Raw genomic sequence first — 15,732 nt, 5'->3', positions numbered from 1 at the left:
TTACGGCAAAAGCGCCGCAATGGGCCGTCTGTGCCGGATTTTAGGAGAACAGGTCAATGGATAAAGAAAGATTGCAAGCCGCTGTGCGGGAGATTTTGCTGGCCGTGGGTGAGGATCCGGATCGCCCGGGATTGGTAGAGACTCCCCGCCGAGTGGCGGATATGTACGCCGAGGTGTTTGCCGGACTGGAAACGGACCCTCGTCAGCACTTAAAATTTTTTGAAGAAAAAAGCACCGACGAAATGGTGATTGTGCGGGATATTCCCTTTGCCTCTATGTGCGAGCACCACCTGCTGCCCTTTGTGGGCAAGGCACATATTGCCTATATTCCGGCAGACAACCGCATTATCGGCCTATCCAAGTTTGCCCGCATTGTGGACTGCTTTGCCCGCCGTCCCCAGGTGCAGGAGCGACTGACCCACGATGTGGCGGACTTTTTGAACGAGGAGCTGCGCCCCAAGGGCGTGGCGGTGATTTTAGAGGCGGAGCATATGTGTATGAATATGCGTGGCGCCAAGGCTGCCGGCAGTACCACCCAAACCTCCGCTTTGCGGGGCATTATGAAAACGGACGCGCGCACCCGCGCCGAGGCGCTGGCACTGCTGACCAAGTAAGGAGTAACTATGGCTGTTTGGCATTGCAGAGAGAAAGAGATTGAGTACGGCAGCAAGGTTTTGCTGATGGGTATTGTAAATGTGACCCCGGACTCCTTTTCCGACGGAGGCGACTGGCTGGACCCGGCCACGGCGCTGACCCACGCCCGGGCGCTAGAGGCGCAGGGGGCGGATATTTTAGACATTGGCGGTCAGTCCACGCGCCCGGGGCACACCCCGGTGACAGATAAAGAGGAATGGGCGCGGCTGGAGCCGGTGCTGTCCGTTCTTTGTAAGGAGACGGCGCTGCCGGTGTCGGTAGATACGTATTATCCCTATGTGGCGGCGCAGGCGCTGCGCTGCGGGGCGCAGATCATCAATGATGTGAGCGGTGTGGTCAATCCGGAAATGGCTGATGTGGTGTGTCGCTACGGTGCCGGCTGGGTGATTATGCACGCCGGGCCGGGCACGCCGTCGGATGTAAAGGCGTTTTTTGCGGACAGCGTAACCGCCTGCCGGGCACTGGGTGTGCAGGACAGCCAAATTTGCCTGGATATGGGCATTGGCTTTGGCAAGAATTTTCAGCAGGACTTGGCGCTGATCGCCAATATTCCCCAATACAAAATGGCGGGCTTTCCGCTGCTGCTGGGCTGCTCCCGCAAGCGGGTGATCGGCCGGGGCAGTGATCAGCCGGAGCCAAAGGCGCGCACATACGGCAACATTGCCGCCGATACTGTGGGTATTTTAGGCGGTGCGGACATCATCCGCCTGCATAATATAGAACAGGAAAAACAGGGCGTCTTAATGGCGCAGCATTTGAAAGGAGCAAAAATATGATCAGTGTAACCACCCCTACCGTGGAGAACGGCGTGATCGTGGAGTACAAGGGTATTGTCACCGGTCAGGTGGTCAACGGCGTGAATTTTATTAAGGACTTTGGCGCCTCGATTCGCAACATTGTGGGCGGGCGCAGCGCCGGGTATGAGGAGGAACTGGAAAGCGCCCGTCTGGCCGCACTGGCAGAGATGGAGAACCGCGCTGCCCAGCTGGGCGCCAATGCGGTTGTAGGCGTCAATATCGACTACGAGGTGCTGGGTCAGGGCAATATGCTGATGGTCAGCGCCACCGGCACCGCAGTGGTGGTGCAGAACAAATGACAGACAGAATTTTGATCCGCGGTCTGCGGCTGTTTGGCTATCACGGGGTGAACCCGGAGGAGAAAATTCAGGGTCAGCGCTTTGAGATTGACGCGGATTTGTATGTAAATTTGGCAAAGGCCTGCCACAGCGACCGGGTAGAGGACACCGTCAGTTACGCCAAGGTGATCAAAACGCTGCGCCGGGTGTTCACAGAGCGCACCAATGATCTGTTGGAGCGCACCGCAGAGGATCTGACCGCCGCGGTACTGGCCGAGTACCCGGAGGTGCTGCGGGTGGATTTGACCTTAAAGAAACCACAGGCGCCCATTCAGGCAGATTTTGACTGGGTGGGAGTCACCATTTCCAGAGACAGGAAGTAATATGTATTATGTACTCAGCGCCGGCACCAATTTGGGCGACCGGCTGGCCAATTTAACTTATTGCAGAGAGGCGCTGGACCTGGTGCCCGGCACCCATGTGGTGTCTGCCTCTGCCGTTTATCAGACCCAGCCGGTGGGTTATGCCCGGCAGGACGATTTTTACAATGTGTGCTTTTTGGTAGAGTCCCGGCTAAACCCGCATGAGATGCTGGGCATGTGCCTGGGACTGGAGGCCGGTTTGGGCCGGGTGCGCGGGGTAAAGAACGGCCCTCGGGTGCTGGATGTGGATGTGATCTTTGCCGGCAACTTGCAATTACAAACGGAGAATTTGGTGGTGCCCCACCCCCGCTACCGGGAACGCCGCTTTGTGCTCCAACCGCTCCTTGATATTTTCGTAGACGGCCGGGCATTCGGTATGGAGTTTGCCTCCTGTCTGGACAAAATCGACGGCCAGGCAGTGGAGAAGATTCCCACCCAGCCGGACTGGAATTTCTGAAAAAAAACGACCCTGCGCATTGGATAAGAGCAGGGTCATTTTTTTGCCATTTTTTTCCGTTAAAATGTGCGGGCACAGGCAAAAACTGCGTGGACTTTTTGTGCCCGCGCGGTGCAAACTAATAGAGCAAGGCGCGTTGCAATTTAATAACGGAGGACGAATATGAAAAAGAAAACGGTAAATATGATGAAGGGTTTGGGCGTGGCCATGGCTGTGGGCAGCATGGTCGCCGGTACGGTTGCCACCATGAACAGCAATTCCGCCAAGACCCAAAAGACCATGAAAAAGGCGGTTAATTCCGTGGCGAATTTTGTAGATAATGTATCGTCTATGATGTAGCCGCCGGGCAAAAAAAGAGACCCTTGGTAAAAATAACCAAGGGCCTTTTTTTATTAAAATCAGTCGTTGGCGTGACCGGCAGTGCCGAACACAACATCGATCTTGTGTGCCACAACTTCCTCAATCAGGTCGCGGGCAGGGGTCAAATACTGACGGGGATCGAAGTGGGTGGGGTTCTCTGCAAAGTGCTTGCGGATGGCAGCGGTCATGGCGATACGAATATCGGAGTCTACATTGATTTTGCAGACAGCCATGGAAGCAGCCTCACGCAGCATATCCTCCGGAATACCAATAGCGTCGGGCATCTGACCGCCGTACTGGTTGATCATCTTGATGTGGTCCTGGTTAACGGAGGACGCACCGTGCAGTACGATGGGGAAGCCGGGCAGACGGCGCTGCACCTCTTCCAGAATGTCAAAACGCAGCTGCGGCTTCTGGCCGGGCTTAAACTTGTAGGCGCCGTGGCTGGTGCCGATGGCGATGGCCAAGGAGTCCACACCGGTGCGGTTTACGAAATCCTCAACCTCTTCCGGGCGGGTGTAGCTCTCGTTACCGGCCTCTACCTTTACATCATCTTCCACGCCGGCCAGGGTGCCAAGCTCGCCCTCAACCACTACACCGTGGGCGTGGGCATACTCAACCACCTTTTTGGTCAGAGCAATGTTCTCCTCATAGGGCTTGCTGGAGCCGTCGATCATCACGGAGGTGAAGCCGCCGTCAATGCAGGCCTTGCAGGTCTCAAAATCCGGGCCGTGATCCAGGTGCAGGGCGATGGGCAGACCGGTCTCTTCGGCGGCAGCCTTTACCATAGCAACCAGGTAGTCGTGAGAGGCGTACTTGCGTGCGCCGGCGGAGCACTGCAGGATCACAGGGGCGTTCAGCTTCTTGGCTGCACGGGTGATGCCCTGCACGATCTCCATGTTATTTACATTGAAAGCACCGATGGCGTAACCGCCCTCATAAGCCTTCTTGAACATTTCGGTAGTTGTTACCAGTGGCATAGTGTTCTCTCCATTCAAAGTAAATTATGATCCGGCGGATCATTCATTGTGCATTATACACCATTTTGTCCAAAATAGCAAGCCGCAGCGCAGATTTTGCACCGCAGTTCTGCCACAAAACCGGCCGCCTGCGCCCTATTTTTTGTATGGTTTGACAGATTGGGGGTACAATTTCTAAATCCCTCAGTCAGCTGCGCTGACAGCACCGGCTGGGTGGAGGGATTACAAGCAACCGCAAATCCATAAAAAAGAGAACGGTTGGAGTACACCCTCTGTAAGGAAGTTACATAGAGAATATACGGAGAAGTAGAAGTCCGCACCCTTTTTAGGGCGCGGACTTCTACTTTGGATTGTGGTGGCACAATCCGATGCTCGCTAAACCTGTGGACACTGTCGGTTTGAAAGTAATCTCATACGCTAACCTCTAAGCCGAATATCTAATGATCATATTGTTGACTTAACAAATAGCTGATCAATTGAGCCAAATATTGTTTTATAATCACCCAACTTTTCAAAACCATATTTTTCGTATAGCCCTATTTCTCCGCTCAGAATATATACTTTTTCATATCCTAGCTCACGAGCATATAAAATAGCGCTTCGAATCATTAACTCCGATAGTCTATTACCACGGTATGGTTCATCAACAAAAACAAATCCTATAAATGGTGTAAACGGATATTCTTTTGGCAGCTCATCCTTTTCAGCCAATGTGCAAAATCCTGCCACTTTTCCATTTACACAAGCAACAAACACTCTTTCCCATGTATTAAAGTCATTGCTTTTCATCTTTTGAGCCAAATAAGGGCCCGCTTTCCACGAGCATTTTTCAGCCAAACAAATAGTTTCATTCCAATATTCATGTATTTGGGTCATACAATAAATTTCAGTCATTTATTCCCCTTATAAAAATTCCCATTTATCGTATTGTAAGTATAGCACATAATCATAATTAGCATCAACACTACTCTCGGCAAGCTGCCATATATTCTGTCTGGTTAAATAAATTTAAAAGGATACGCCTCCTTACGAAGTGTATCCTTTTCCCGTTCTCTTTCGTTTCGTCATTATTTTTTGTAATCGAGAATTTCTTTTGCCAGGTACACCGGGCGGCGCTTGGTCTCAATGTAATTCTTGGCCAGGTACTCGCCGATGATGCCGATGGTAAACAGCTGCATACCGCCAAAGAAAACGATCAGAATCACCGTCTGGGTAAAGCCGTCTACCGCAATGTGCTCCGTAGCCTTGCGAAGGAGGGTCACGATAAAGTAGATAATAGAAAAGGCAGTGGAAAGCAGCCCCAACACCGTTGCCAGCTTTAGCGGCGCGGTGGAGAAGGCCAAAATGCCGTTCCAGCCGTATTTCAGCAGCTTTTTGAACCCCCATTTGGTGGTGCCGCTGGCCCGCTCTTTGGCTTCATAGGGAATGTACTTGGTGTTAAAGCCCACCCAGCTGAACAGCCCCTTGGAAAAGCGGAAATACTCCGGCATTTGCAGCAGCGCATCCCGTACGGTGCGGCGGAAGGTGCGAAAGTCGGAAGCACCGTCCACAAAATCCACTTCGCTCATATTGGTGGCCATTTTGTAAAAAGCGGATTTCACGGAGGTCATCAGCTTGTTCTCGTGCCGGGTCTCCTGAAAGGCGCACACGCAGTCCGTGTCCGGCTCTGCGTCCAGAATTTCTGTCATTTGCTTTACGATGGCCGGATCCTGTTGCAGGTCTGCGTCAATCAAGCTGATATACTCGCCGTCGCAGTGTTGCAGCCCGGCGTAAATGGCGCTCTCCTTGCCAAAGTTGCGGGAGAAGCTGACCACCCGAATGTTCTGCCGGCTTTGCCGGTGCAGTTCCTTTAGATTTTGCAGGGTCTTGTCCTTGCTGCCGTCGTTGACAAAGACGATCTCGTAATCGGACGGGTCGGGAAATACCTCGGCCACCGCCCGGGCAAAGGGAAAAATATTGTCCTGCTCGTTAAAGCAGGGTACGATCAGCGACAGGCGCATGGAAATTCCTCTCTTTCACAACAGATATAGTATCGTATCCGGTAATGAAGTCATTATAACACGCCCGGGGGAAATGTCAAGGTGGGGGAAGTTTTTTGTTTTTTAGGCGTTTGTGGCGGAAAAATCCCTCCGTTTTTTGTTTTATCCCCTCAGTCAGCTGCGCTGACAGCTCCCCTTAATGAAAAATAAGGGGAGCTAAGTTATATAGGGCTTGCCTCCCTTGTGTAAAGGGTGACTCCCCACGGTGTGGGGAGATGTCGCGCAGCGACAGAGGGGACGGGCACCGGTTAGGTGGTGGGTTCGCCATCGGCGAACGCGGAGGGATTGTTAGAAATCCTCTTATTTTCTACCATGCAGCAGCGGCGACAGGGGTTTATAGATCCCGGCGCAAAGCGCAGCGCACAGCAGCCCCTTGGCAACGGTAAAGGGCAGGTTAAAGATAAAGAGCGCCTGCAAAATGCTCTTGGTGGCGGGCAAAATGGCCTGGTACATATCCAGCACCGCCGCCTGGGGAAAGCCCAGCACATTGTAGTAAAGCGGATAGATAATCCAGTAATTGACCGGCACGCTGATGAGCCCCATAATCACCGCAGACAGCACGGCGGCGGCCAGGGCGCCCCGCTTGGTCTTGTGTTTTTTATAGATTGCGCCGGCGGCAACGGACAGAACCGCCCCCAGCAGAAAGTTGGACAGCTCGCCCACATACATACTGGAGGACAGCGGCAGGTGGATCAGATTTTTGATTCCTGCCACCGCCACGCCTGCCAGCGGACCGTAGGCAAAGGCCGCCAGTAGTTCCGGCAGGTCGGAAAAGTCCAGCTTAATAAAAGCGGGCATAATGGGAATGGGAAATTCCAAAAATTGCAGCGCAAAGGCAACGGCAGACAGCATGGCAATGCCGGTAAGCCGCCGGGCGGCGCCGGTTTTTGAGGTGGATTTGGTGGTTTTTGAATTTGCGGTCATCTTTCTTACTCCTTTTGACCGTGGGCAAAAGAGAAACCCCGGCACATGGCGTACCGGGGCAATTTGGTTTGACAAGACCAACGGCGGCGCAGCACTGCGCCGTACCTTTCCTCTCATCCGGACTTACAAGGGAATACCTTGCTCACCGTCGGTGCCTGAATTCCACAGGCTCGGCCCGTTGCCGGGTTCGCAGACTCTCACTGCCGGTAGGGATTTGCACCCTGCCCCGAAAAGTATTTGTCACCTATTATTATATGCAAGCCCCGCCGTTTGTCAAGGGGCGGGGTTGACAATGGGTGTAAAATAAAATAAAATCGAGGGAGAAATACTGGACCTGCCGGAGAAGGAGCCTGTTATGGATGCATATTTGACGAATAATTTGGAGCAGTCGGACGAATTGGCCTATGATGTGGCCGATTTGTTTAAGCTGTTTGCAGACAGCACCCGCATTCGCATTTTGGTGCTGCTGTTTGACCGGGAGTTGTGCGTAGGGGATATTGCTGCCAATTTGGAGATGAGCCAGACTGCCATCTCCCACCAGCTGCGTATTCTAAAGCAAAACCACCTGATCAAGTACCGCCGGGAGGGCAAGAATATGATCTATGCCCTGGCGGATGACCATGTAAAGACCATTATTAACTGCGCCATTGAGCATATTGAGGAGTAATATGAGCGAAAAAGAATTGCATACCCACGGGACGGATTGCGCCTGCGGACACAACCACCATCACCACGACGACGGCTGCGGCTGCGGTCACGACCACGCCCATGAAGACATTGACAAAAAGGCCTTTTTGCGCAAGTTTGTGCCGGGGCTTTTCTTCTTTTTGCTGGGCGCGGCGGTGGAGCATCTGATCCCCGGCAGCGAGAGCAGCACCCTGTGGCATTATGTTGAGCTGGCAGCCTTTGCCTTGTCGTATATTTTTGTGGGTTTCTCCATTTTGCGCGAGGCGGTGGAGGGTGTGCTGGCCAAGAACATATTTAACGAAAATCTGCTGATGGCGGTGGCGTCTCTGGGCGCCTTTGCCATTGGGGAGTATTCTGAGGGCTGCGCCGTGGTATTGCTTTATACCGTGGGCGAATTTTTGCAAAGCCTGGCGGTGCAAAAGAGCCGCAGATCCATTAAAGGTATGCTGGAGCAAAAGCCGGACACCGTGCGGGTACAAGCAAAAGACGGTATGACGGAGGCGGCGCCGGAGACGGTGCAGCCGGGCCAAACCATTGTGGTGGAGCCGGGAGAGAAGATCCACCTGGACGGTACGGTGCTGGAGGGTAATGCGGAGGTGGACACCGCCGCCCTTACCGGCGAGAGCATCCCGGTATCCGTTGCCCCGGGTATGGAGGTGCTGGCCGGCAGCGTAGCCATTGACGGCGCGCTGACCATTCGGGTAGACAAGCCCTATGGAGATTCGGCGGTGGCCCGGGTGCTGGCGGCACTGGAGCACGCCCAGGACAGCAAAAGCCATACGGAAAAATTCATCACCCGCTTTGCCCGCATTTACACCCCCATTGTGTGCGGCATTGCCTTGGCGCTGGTGCTGATCCCGCCCCTGTTCTTCGGCGGCGACTGGCACGAGTGGATCTACCGTGGGTTGTCGGCTCTGGTGGTGTCCTGTCCCTGCGCCATTGTCATTTCCGTTCCCCTGTCCTTCTTCGGTGGGCTGGGCACCTGCTCCCGGGAGGGTATTTTGGTAAAGGGCGCCGATCATTTGGAGACCCTGGCCCGCTGCGATGTGGGTGTGTTTGACAAGACCGGCACCATCACCAGCGGCAAGTTTGAATTTGTGCGGTGCGAGTGCGTGCACTGCCATTGTATTGATAAGCACAACCACCGGGAGCTGCTGCGGATTATTGCCGCCTGCGAGCGGTTGTCTACCCACCCCATTGCCAAGTCCATTTGCCTGGCCTTTGGCCAGTTTGCCGATGACTGCGTGGTGACGGACGCCAAGAACTACGCCGGTATGGGCGTGTCTGCGGTGGTGGACGGCGTGCGCTACTATGCCGGGAATGAAAAGCTGATGCAAAAGATCGGTGTGCCCTTTACAGAAACGCAGCTGGTAGGCACCGCCGTGTACTGCTGCACGGACACGGAGTTCCTGGGCGACATTGTGTTTGCGGATATTATTAAAACGGACAGCCGGGAGGCCATTGACCGGCTGCACCATATGGGTATGAAGCAGGCCATTATGCTCACCGGCGACCGAGCGTCCATTGCGGCGGATATTGCCGCCAAGGCCGGGTTGGACGGCTACTATGCCAAGCTGCTGCCGGAGGAGAAGGTGCAGCGGGTGCAGGCCTTGCAGCAGCAGGGCCACACGGTGCTGTATGCCGGCGACGGTATTAACGACGCGCCGGTGCTGGCAGCGGCGGACCTGGGCGTAGCCATGGGCGGCGCCGGAGCGGATGTGGCCATTGAGGCGTCAGATATGGTGATCCAGGGCGACTCCCTGAGCCAGCTGCCGGTGGGCGTGACCGTTGCCCGCAAGACCGTGGGCATTGCCCGGGAGAATATTATCTTTGCCATTGCGGTTAAGCTGCTGATCATTCTTGGCTGCGCCGTGGGTATTTTTGATGAGAATGCCATGTGGCTGGCAGTGTTCGGCGATGTGGGCGTGTGTTTGCTGGCGGTGGCGAATGCCCTGCGGGTGCTGCATATCCGCAAGAAGAAAAAGTAAAACAGAAAAGCAATCGGATAAAACAAAAAAGGGACTGCTGGGCAGTCTCTATTTCTTTTGCCTTTTATCCATCATTACTAAAAAATTCAGGGCGATTTTGTGCATATTTTTTCTTGACAAACGGCGGTGCGGACGTTCTATTCTCTGTCAAGAGGAAAAGATGAAATTTTCTAAAAAATAGCAATTTTCACAAAAATTCGCGGTGTGGGATTTCTTCTCAAAAATGTTGAAAACTATGTGTAAAGGGTTAAAAACTCCTATGATTTTGAGTTTTCAACCGGAAAAATGCCCGATATTATGCGAAAAATGCCCAAATTTTCAACATTTTCCACCGTCTTTTCCACAATCTGTGGGCGCAAGGTCAATATACTGATTGTAGTGGCCGCGTGGGCTGTCAAGGCTTTTTTTATGCTCACAATTCACAAAATTCCGGTATATTTTCGGCATCTTTGCCACACACTAAAATCAGCAAACAGAAAGGACGAACAGCATGATCAAAGGCGTCAGCAAACAGGTGCTTGAGGTGACCAATCCGGAAAACCCGTATTTTGAAAAAATCGTGTTTTTTGTAAAACCCCAGTACGCCCGAGAGGACCGGGCTGTGCTGGAGCGAGAGGCCCATTCCCTGGCTGCCCGCGCCGGTCGGCCGCCCAGAGTGCGCCGCTCCCGACGAGAGAAGTGGCACTTTGCCCTGCGTTGTCTGCTCAGTGCCCTGGCCGGGGTGGCGCTGTCCTTTTTGATCTACACACTGTGTTGAAAGGGTGATCTCTCATGACGATTTATAAGGCCGTGCGGAATTTCTTAACGGTGTTTGTGGTGCTGGCGGTGGCTGCCGGTGCCCTTTGCATTGGCGGCGGGGTGTACTACGCGGTGCAGTCCGCTGCCAGCAGCCAGGTGCTCTCCAAGCTGGGCTCCACCGGTGCGGAGGTGACCCGTGTGCAAAAGAAGCTCAAGGAGCTGGGCTATTACAGCGGCGCTGCCGACGGCATTTACGGCAATGCCACCAAGGCGGCGGTGAAGGCGTTTCAAAAGAACTGCGGCATTACCGCAGACGGCGTGGCCGGACCAAAGACCCTGTTGTACCTGGGGCTGGGTGGTAGCAGCAGCGGCAACAGTACCGGGTATTCGGATGCAGATGTGGAGCTGCTGGCCAAGGTGATCAGCGCCGAGGCGCGGGGCGAATCCTATGAGGGTCAGGTGGCGGTGGGCGCCGTGATCCTGAATCGGGTGGCGCACCCCTCCTTCCCCAATTCCATCAGCGGCGTGGTGTACCAAAATGGGGCGTTCTCCTGCGTCAACGACTCCAACTGGTACGCCCCGGTGGCAGACAGCGCCAAGCGCGCCGCCACGGATGCCCTAAACGGATGGGACCCCTCCGGCGGTGCGGTGTATTATTTCAATGCGTCCAAAACCTCAGACAAGTTTATGCACTCCCGACCGGTGATCAAGGTGATCGGCAATCATAAGTTTTGCTCGTAGGGAGGTATGCGCCTGCGGACGGCAGATTGCCGCCCCTACGATAAACCTTTTTGCCTCCCTTGTAAAGGGAGGCAAAAAGGTATAGATTTATATACAAAAAACCGACACGCGGAGTGTCGGTTTTTCTTTTGCGTTTCTTATTTGGTAAAGAAGGTGGTGAAGGCTTTGTACGCCATATATACATCAATTTTGGAAACGATCTCATAGGGTGCGTGCATGGAGAGCACCGGCACGCCTACATCAATTACATCTACATCCAAATTGGCAATATACATAGCCACGGTGCCGCCGCCGCCACCGTCAACCTTGCCCAGCTCGCCGCTTTGCCACAGCACGCCGTTTTCCTCCAGCAAGTTTTTGACAAAGCTCACATACTCGGCGCTGGCGTCGGAAGTGCCGCTTTTGCCGTGGGAGCCGGTAAACTTGGTGACCACCACGCCCTCGTTGATAAAGGAGGCGTTGTTCTTCTCAAAGGCAGAGGACCAAGTGGGGTCAAAGGCAGCGTTTACATCGGCGCTCAGGCACTTGGAGTTGCGCAGCACATCGCGGCCCTCGTAGCCCTCCAGCCGCGCCAAATCCTCAATAAAGTATTTCAGATAGCTGGAGTTCAGCCCGGTGTTGCCGTCGGAGCCGGTCTCCTCTTTATCCGTCAGCACGGTAATGCAGGTGTACTCCGGCGGCTCGCTGACGCTGAGAATGGCCTGCAAGGCCGGATAGGCGCACACACGGTCGTCGTGGCCGTAGCCGCCGATCAGGGAGCGGTCAAAGCCCAGGTCGTCAACGGTAAAGGCCGGCACCAGCTCCAGCTCGGCAGACAGCAGATCCCGCTCCACAATGCCGTATTTCTCGTACAGCAAATTGAGAATATTGAGCTTCACCTTTTCGCTGGCTTTGTCGTCCTTAAAGGGGCGGGAGCCGATGACAATGTTCAGCTCTTCCCCTTTGATCAGCTCGTTGATCTTGCGGGTGTACTGCTCCAGCGCCAGGTGGGGCAGAATGTCCGTAATACAGAACTTGGGGTCACCCGGCTCCTCGCCCAGGCGCACATCCACATAGGTGCCGTCGTTTTTGCAAATGCGGCCGTGGAGGGACAGGGGAATGGCGGTCCACTGGTACTTTTTAATACCGCCGTAGTAGTGGGTCTTAAACAGCGCCAGCCCGTTGTCCTCGTACACCGGGCGCTGCTTTAAGTCAATGCGAGGAGAGTCAATGTGGGCAGCTGCAATGCGCACGCCGTCCTTAATGCTGCGCTTGCCCTTCACGCACAGGATAATGGCCTTGCCCCGGTTCATCTTGTACACCTTGGCGCCCGGCTCCAGCTGGTCGCCGAATTCGTCAAAGGGCAGGAACCCGGCAGCCCGCGCCTGGTCCAGTGCCTGGGCAGCGGCCTCTCGCTCGGTTTTGCAGTGATAGAGGAAGTCCTTGTACCCCTCGCAAAAATCATCACATACGCCCAGCTCGGCGTCGTCCATAAAGTCTACGCCGTTCTCGCGCTTGTTGAACAGCAGCTCTTGCAGCTGCTGACCCTTGGTTTTTTCTTCATTCATAAGATAGCCTCCAGTATTCTGTCCACTTGGGATTTTATATCTCTGCCGTCATTGGTGACGGTGAATGTGCATTTCTCGGTGTAAAAGTCCGCCGCCGGTTGCGCCTGCATACGCAGCTGTGCCGCCGCCCGGTCTATGCCGTCCCGCTCCATAATTCGAGCCAGGCGGGTGTCCTTAGGCGCAGTCACTGCCAGGGTGTAGGCGCACAGGGCGTCCGCGCCGCTTTCAAACAGCTGGGGCGCATCCAGCACCGCCGGTAGCTTAGCTTGCTGCACACAGGCATCCAGCACCGCCGGATGGGTTACCTGATTCAGCTTTTCCGTAGCGGCAGGGGTGGCAAAGGCTTTGGCTGCCAAGGTTTTGCGGTCCAGGGCGCCGTCCTGGATGATCTCCTGCCCAAAGGCAGCCGCCAGGTCTTGCAGCAGGGGCGCGCCGGGAACGGTCAGCCGGCCATAGACCCGGTCGCAGTCCACCGGGTGCAGCCCGGCCTGTGCCAGCAGGCGGCACACATAGCCTTTCCCTGCGCCGGTAGGCCCGGTTACACCGATAAGAAAAGGCTTGGTTAGGTCTAAAATGCGAAAGGCCGCTGCCCGGATCAGCCGGTTGTATACTGCCATACCCACCCCGGTTTTGCGGGGCATACGGGCGTAGACTTTTTTGGCGCCCAGTTCGTCCAGCCGCCGCAGGGCGTCAAACAGCTCCCGTGCCTGGCTTAGGTCGTCGGTGGCCTTGCCGTAGGGCACCTTGGGCACCGTCACCCGGTCTTCTTCATAGCACAGGGCGTAGCAGCCCGGTTGACTGTTTACAAAGGCGGCGTAGGCGGCGCTGTCGCCGTTTACTAAAATCACCTGCGCCTTGGGGGCGTAGTGCTTGTATTTCATGCCGGGAGAGGCGGCGGTCTCGCCGTCTGCCATCTTTTCCAGCACCGCGGGAGCCACGGCAATGGGGCCGATCTCTGCCTCCAGCATTTCCTTGGTTACTGCGCCGGGGCGCAGCAGCGTTGGGGTAGAGGTAGCCAGGGTGATTACCGTGGACTCCACCCCGTAGGCGCAGTCGCCGCCGTCTACGATGGCAGCAATTTTGCCGTTCATATCCTCTTGCACATATTTGGCTCTTGTGGGGCTGGGCAGCCCACTGGTGTTGGCGCTGGGGGCCGCTACCGGCACCCCTGCCAGTTGCAGCAGTCGGTGGGCCACCGGGTTCTCCGGCATACGCACCGCCACCGTGTCCAGTCCGCCGCTGACGACTTTGCCGATTTTATCGCTCTTGGGCAGGATCACCGTCAGCGGTCCGGGGAAAAAGCGGTCAAAAAGTTTCTTGGCTTTCTCCGGAATTTCCTGCACCAGCGGGGCAATGTCTGCTTTTTCTGCCACATGCACAATCAGCGGGTTGTCGCTGGGGCGGCCCTTGGCGGCGTAAATTTGTGCCACAGCGGTTTCGTTCAGGGCGTCGGCGCCCAGTCCGTACACCGTCTCGGTGGGAAAGGCCACCAGCTGCCCCTGCCGCAGCAGTTCCCCGGCCAGCGCCAGGTCTTGTTCTGTTGTTCCCAGTTGTTTGGTTTCCATATCTTGTGTCCTTGATTTGATTTGCGGTTGAGGTAGAACACCTCCGGCGCAATCCCTCAGTCAGCTACGCTGACAGCTCCCTTTGCAAGGGAGCCTAAGATTTTGTAACCGATTTGCCTCCCTTGTAAAGGGAGGTGGCTGCGAGTTTACGAGCAGACGGAGGGATTACACGGTTATCAATCCCTACATTATTCCTCCGCGGCGCTGAGTTTGGCTGCCGTATCGGCGGTGATCAGGGCGTCGATCAATTCGTCCAGATCGCCGTTTAAGATTTGTTCCAGTCGATACAGAGTCAGGTTGATCCGGTGATCGGTGACCCGCCCCTGGGGGTAGTTATAGGTGCGGATCCGCTCGCTGCGGTCGCCGGTGCCTACCTGGCTTTTCCGTTCGCCGGCAATGGCAGCGTCGTGCTTGGCCTTTTCTGCGTCATACAGTCGTGCGCGCAGCACCTTCATGGCCTTGTCTTTGTTTTTATGCTGGCTGCGTTCGTCCTGGCACTCCACCACCGTGCCGGTGGGCAGGTGGGTAATGCGAATGGCGGAGGAGGTTTTGTTGATGTGCTGCCCCCCTGCGCCGGAGGAGCGGAAAGTGTCGATCTGCAAGTCCTTGGGGTCCAGTTCAAAGTCCACTTCCTCCGCTTCCGGCAGCACCGCTACCGTTACGGTGGAGGTGTGAATGCGACCCTGACTTTCCGTTTCCGGCACCCGCTGCACCCGGTGCACTCCGCTTTCAAACTTAAAGCGGGAGTAGGCGCCGTCGCCGTCAATGGAAAAGCTGATTTCCTTGTATCCGCCCAGCTCCGTGGCGTTCTCAGACAGAATTTCGCTCTTAAAGCCCTTTTGCTCCGCGTACATACTATACATACGGTACAGCACCCCGGCAAACAGGGCGCTTTCGTCGCCGCCGGCGCCGCCGCGGATCTCAATAATTACATTTTTGTCGTCGTTGGGATCTCGGGGCAGCAGCAAAATTTTCAACTGCTCTTGCAGCTGTTCCAGCGCTGCCTCGCTGTCTTTCAGTTCTTCTCTTGCCAGATCGCACAGCTCCGGGTCGCTTTCGCTTTGCAGCAGCTCTCGGGCTTCTTCCGCCGCCGTCTTGGCGATTTTATAGCGGGCAAAGGTCTCTACCACCGGGGTTAAGTGCTTTTGTTCTTTCATCAGGGCGGTGTAGCGGCTGATGTCTGCCACCACCGCCGGGTCGCACAGGTCTGCGGCGATCTTGTTGTACCGTTCTTCTACACGGCTGAGTTTTTCAAACATAAGCGTCTCCTTTTATATGTATTATATAATGAAAAGGAGACGGGCTACCCGTCCTGTACCACCCCGCGGATCAGCTTTTCCGCCTTGATCCGGGGCAGCAGCACCTCGCGCCCGCAGCCGGTGCATTTTAATTTATAGTCTACGCCCAGGCGGGTCACTTCAAAGATCGCGCACCCGCAAGGGTGTGTCTTTTTCATTTTGACCCGATCGTGCAGTTGTAATTCCATGGGGCTCTCCCCTCGTTTATTCTTGTTTACAGTATAGCACCTTTTGGCCGATTTTACAACATATCCGCC

The 15,732-nt window shown here is 55.2% G+C and carries 18 protein-coding genes, 1 pseudogene and 1 riboswitch; of the genes and pseudogenes, 10 read left to right on the top strand and 9 right to left on the bottom strand.

Translation table 11 applies throughout. The features are described from left to right. Positions 1-56 precede the first annotated feature (56 nt). The 6 genes from folE to OGM59_08995 all read left to right on the top strand — a co-directional run bounded on the left by folE (position 57) and on the right by OGM59_08995 (position 2,947). Positions 57-614, top strand: a complete 558-nt coding sequence (gene folE / locus OGM59_09020; protein ID UYI90826.1) for a GTP cyclohydrolase I FolE — start codon at positions 57-59, stop codon at positions 612-614. Between the two features lie 9 nt (positions 615-623). Then, positions 624-1,430, top strand: coding sequence for a dihydropteroate synthase (folP, locus tag OGM59_09015; GenBank protein UYI90825.1), 807 nt, complete (start codon positions 624-626; stop codon positions 1,428-1,430). Continuing rightward, a complete protein-coding gene (locus OGM59_09010) occupies positions 1,427-1,750 on the top strand; it encodes a YbjQ family protein (GenBank protein UYI90824.1) in 324 nt (107 codons plus the stop codon). The genes folP and OGM59_09010 overlap by 4 nt, the downstream gene beginning before the upstream one ends. Beyond that, positions 1,747-2,112, top strand: coding sequence for a dihydroneopterin aldolase (gene folB / locus OGM59_09005; GenBank protein ID UYI90823.1), 366 nt, complete (start codon positions 1,747-1,749; stop codon positions 2,110-2,112). Before OGM59_09010 ends, folB begins: the two co-directional genes overlap by 4 nt. Before the next feature lies 1 nt (position 2,113). After that, positions 2,114-2,608 (top strand): 2-amino-4-hydroxy-6-hydroxymethyldihydropteridine diphosphokinase, encoded by a 495-nt coding sequence (folK, locus tag OGM59_09000; protein ID UYI90822.1) that lies wholly within the window; start codon positions 2,114-2,116, stop codon positions 2,606-2,608. Positions 2,609-2,770: 162 nt separating this feature from the next. Continuing rightward, the gene (locus tag OGM59_08995; protein UYI90821.1) at positions 2,771-2,947 is read left to right on the top strand and encodes a hypothetical protein; all 177 of its coding nucleotides are present in this window, start codon (positions 2,771-2,773) and stop codon (positions 2,945-2,947) included. Positions 2,948-3,006: 59 nt separating this feature from the next. Here OGM59_08995 and fba read toward each other — a convergent pair whose 3' ends face one another. From fba to OGM59_08975, 4 genes are all read right to left on the bottom strand, one after another. Next, positions 3,007-3,948: a class II fructose-1,6-bisphosphate aldolase gene (gene fba, locus OGM59_08990; protein UYI90820.1), complete on the bottom strand. Its 942-nt coding sequence runs from the start codon at positions 3,946-3,948 to the stop codon at positions 3,007-3,009. Between the two features lie 444 nt (positions 3,949-4,392). Then, the gene (locus OGM59_08985) at positions 4,393-4,842 is read right to left on the bottom strand and encodes a GNAT family N-acetyltransferase (protein UYI90819.1); all 450 of its coding nucleotides are present in this window, start codon (positions 4,840-4,842) and stop codon (positions 4,393-4,395) included. A 173-nt stretch (positions 4,843-5,015) separates the two neighbouring features. After that, positions 5,016-5,948 (bottom strand): glycosyltransferase family 2 protein, encoded by a 933-nt coding sequence (locus OGM59_08980; protein UYI90818.1) that lies wholly within the window; start codon positions 5,946-5,948, stop codon positions 5,016-5,018. Between the two features lie 339 nt (positions 5,949-6,287). Beyond that, positions 6,288-6,911, bottom strand: coding sequence for an ECF transporter S component (locus tag OGM59_08975; protein ID UYI90817.1), 624 nt, complete (start codon positions 6,909-6,911; stop codon positions 6,288-6,290). Between the two features lie 101 nt (positions 6,912-7,012). Then, positions 7,013-7,149, bottom strand: a riboswitch (FMN riboswitch). A gap of 117 nt (positions 7,150-7,266) precedes the next feature. Between OGM59_08975 and OGM59_08970 the strand changes: the two genes are divergently transcribed. The 4 genes from OGM59_08970 to sleB all read left to right on the top strand — a co-directional run bounded on the left by OGM59_08970 (position 7,267) and on the right by sleB (position 11,065). Beyond that, positions 7,267-7,578 carry a metalloregulator ArsR/SmtB family transcription factor gene (locus OGM59_08970; GenBank protein ID UYI90816.1) on the top strand — a complete coding sequence of 104 codons (312 nt, stop codon included), beginning with the start codon at positions 7,267-7,269 and terminating at the stop codon, positions 7,576-7,578. 1 nt (position 7,579) lies between these two features. Beyond that, a complete protein-coding gene (locus tag OGM59_08965; protein ID UYI90815.1) occupies positions 7,580-9,586 on the top strand; it encodes a heavy metal translocating P-type ATPase in 2,007 nt (668 codons plus the stop codon). A 490-nt stretch (positions 9,587-10,076) separates the two neighbouring features. Beyond that, a complete protein-coding gene (locus OGM59_08960; GenBank protein ID UYI90814.1) occupies positions 10,077-10,343 on the top strand; it encodes a hypothetical protein in 267 nt (88 codons plus the stop codon). A gap of 14 nt (positions 10,344-10,357) precedes the next feature. Next, positions 10,358-11,065, top strand: coding sequence for a spore cortex-lytic enzyme (gene sleB, locus OGM59_08955; protein UYI90813.1), 708 nt, complete (start codon positions 10,358-10,360; stop codon positions 11,063-11,065). A 137-nt stretch (positions 11,066-11,202) separates the two neighbouring features. Here sleB and OGM59_08950 read toward each other — a convergent pair whose 3' ends face one another. The 5 genes and pseudogenes from OGM59_08950 to OGM59_08930 all read right to left on the bottom strand — a co-directional run bounded on the left by OGM59_08950 (position 11,203) and on the right by OGM59_08930 (position 15,663). After that, positions 11,203-12,612, bottom strand: coding sequence for an aminopeptidase (locus OGM59_08950; GenBank protein ID UYI90812.1), 1,410 nt, complete (start codon positions 12,610-12,612; stop codon positions 11,203-11,205). Continuing rightward, the gene (coaE, locus tag OGM59_08945; protein UYI91772.1) at positions 12,609-13,121 is read right to left on the bottom strand and encodes a dephospho-CoA kinase; all 513 of its coding nucleotides are present in this window, start codon (positions 13,119-13,121) and stop codon (positions 12,609-12,611) included. Before coaE ends, OGM59_08950 begins: the two co-directional genes overlap by 4 nt. A 54-nt stretch (positions 13,122-13,175) precedes the next feature. Beyond that, a pseudogene (locus tag OGM59_08940) lies at positions 13,176-14,177 on the bottom strand (L-threonylcarbamoyladenylate synthase). Positions 14,178-14,365: 188 nt separating this feature from the next. Then, positions 14,366-15,436 (bottom strand): peptide chain release factor 1, encoded by a 1,071-nt coding sequence (gene prfA, locus OGM59_08935; protein ID UYI90811.1) that lies wholly within the window; start codon positions 15,434-15,436, stop codon positions 14,366-14,368. 44 nt (positions 15,437-15,480) lie between these two features. Next, on the bottom strand, positions 15,481-15,663 hold the full coding sequence (locus OGM59_08930) for a DUF951 domain-containing protein (protein UYI90810.1): 183 nt from the start codon (positions 15,661-15,663) through the stop codon (positions 15,481-15,483). Between the last annotated feature and the right edge of the window lie 69 nt (positions 15,664-15,732).

The organism is Oscillospiraceae bacterium, from assembly GCA_025757685.1.
In the GTDB taxonomy this organism is placed as follows: domain Bacteria; phylum Bacillota; class Clostridia; order Oscillospirales; family Acutalibacteraceae; genus CAG-217.
Note: the sequence above shows the minus strand (reverse complement) of the source record. Positions and strands in the feature narration are given on the sequence as shown.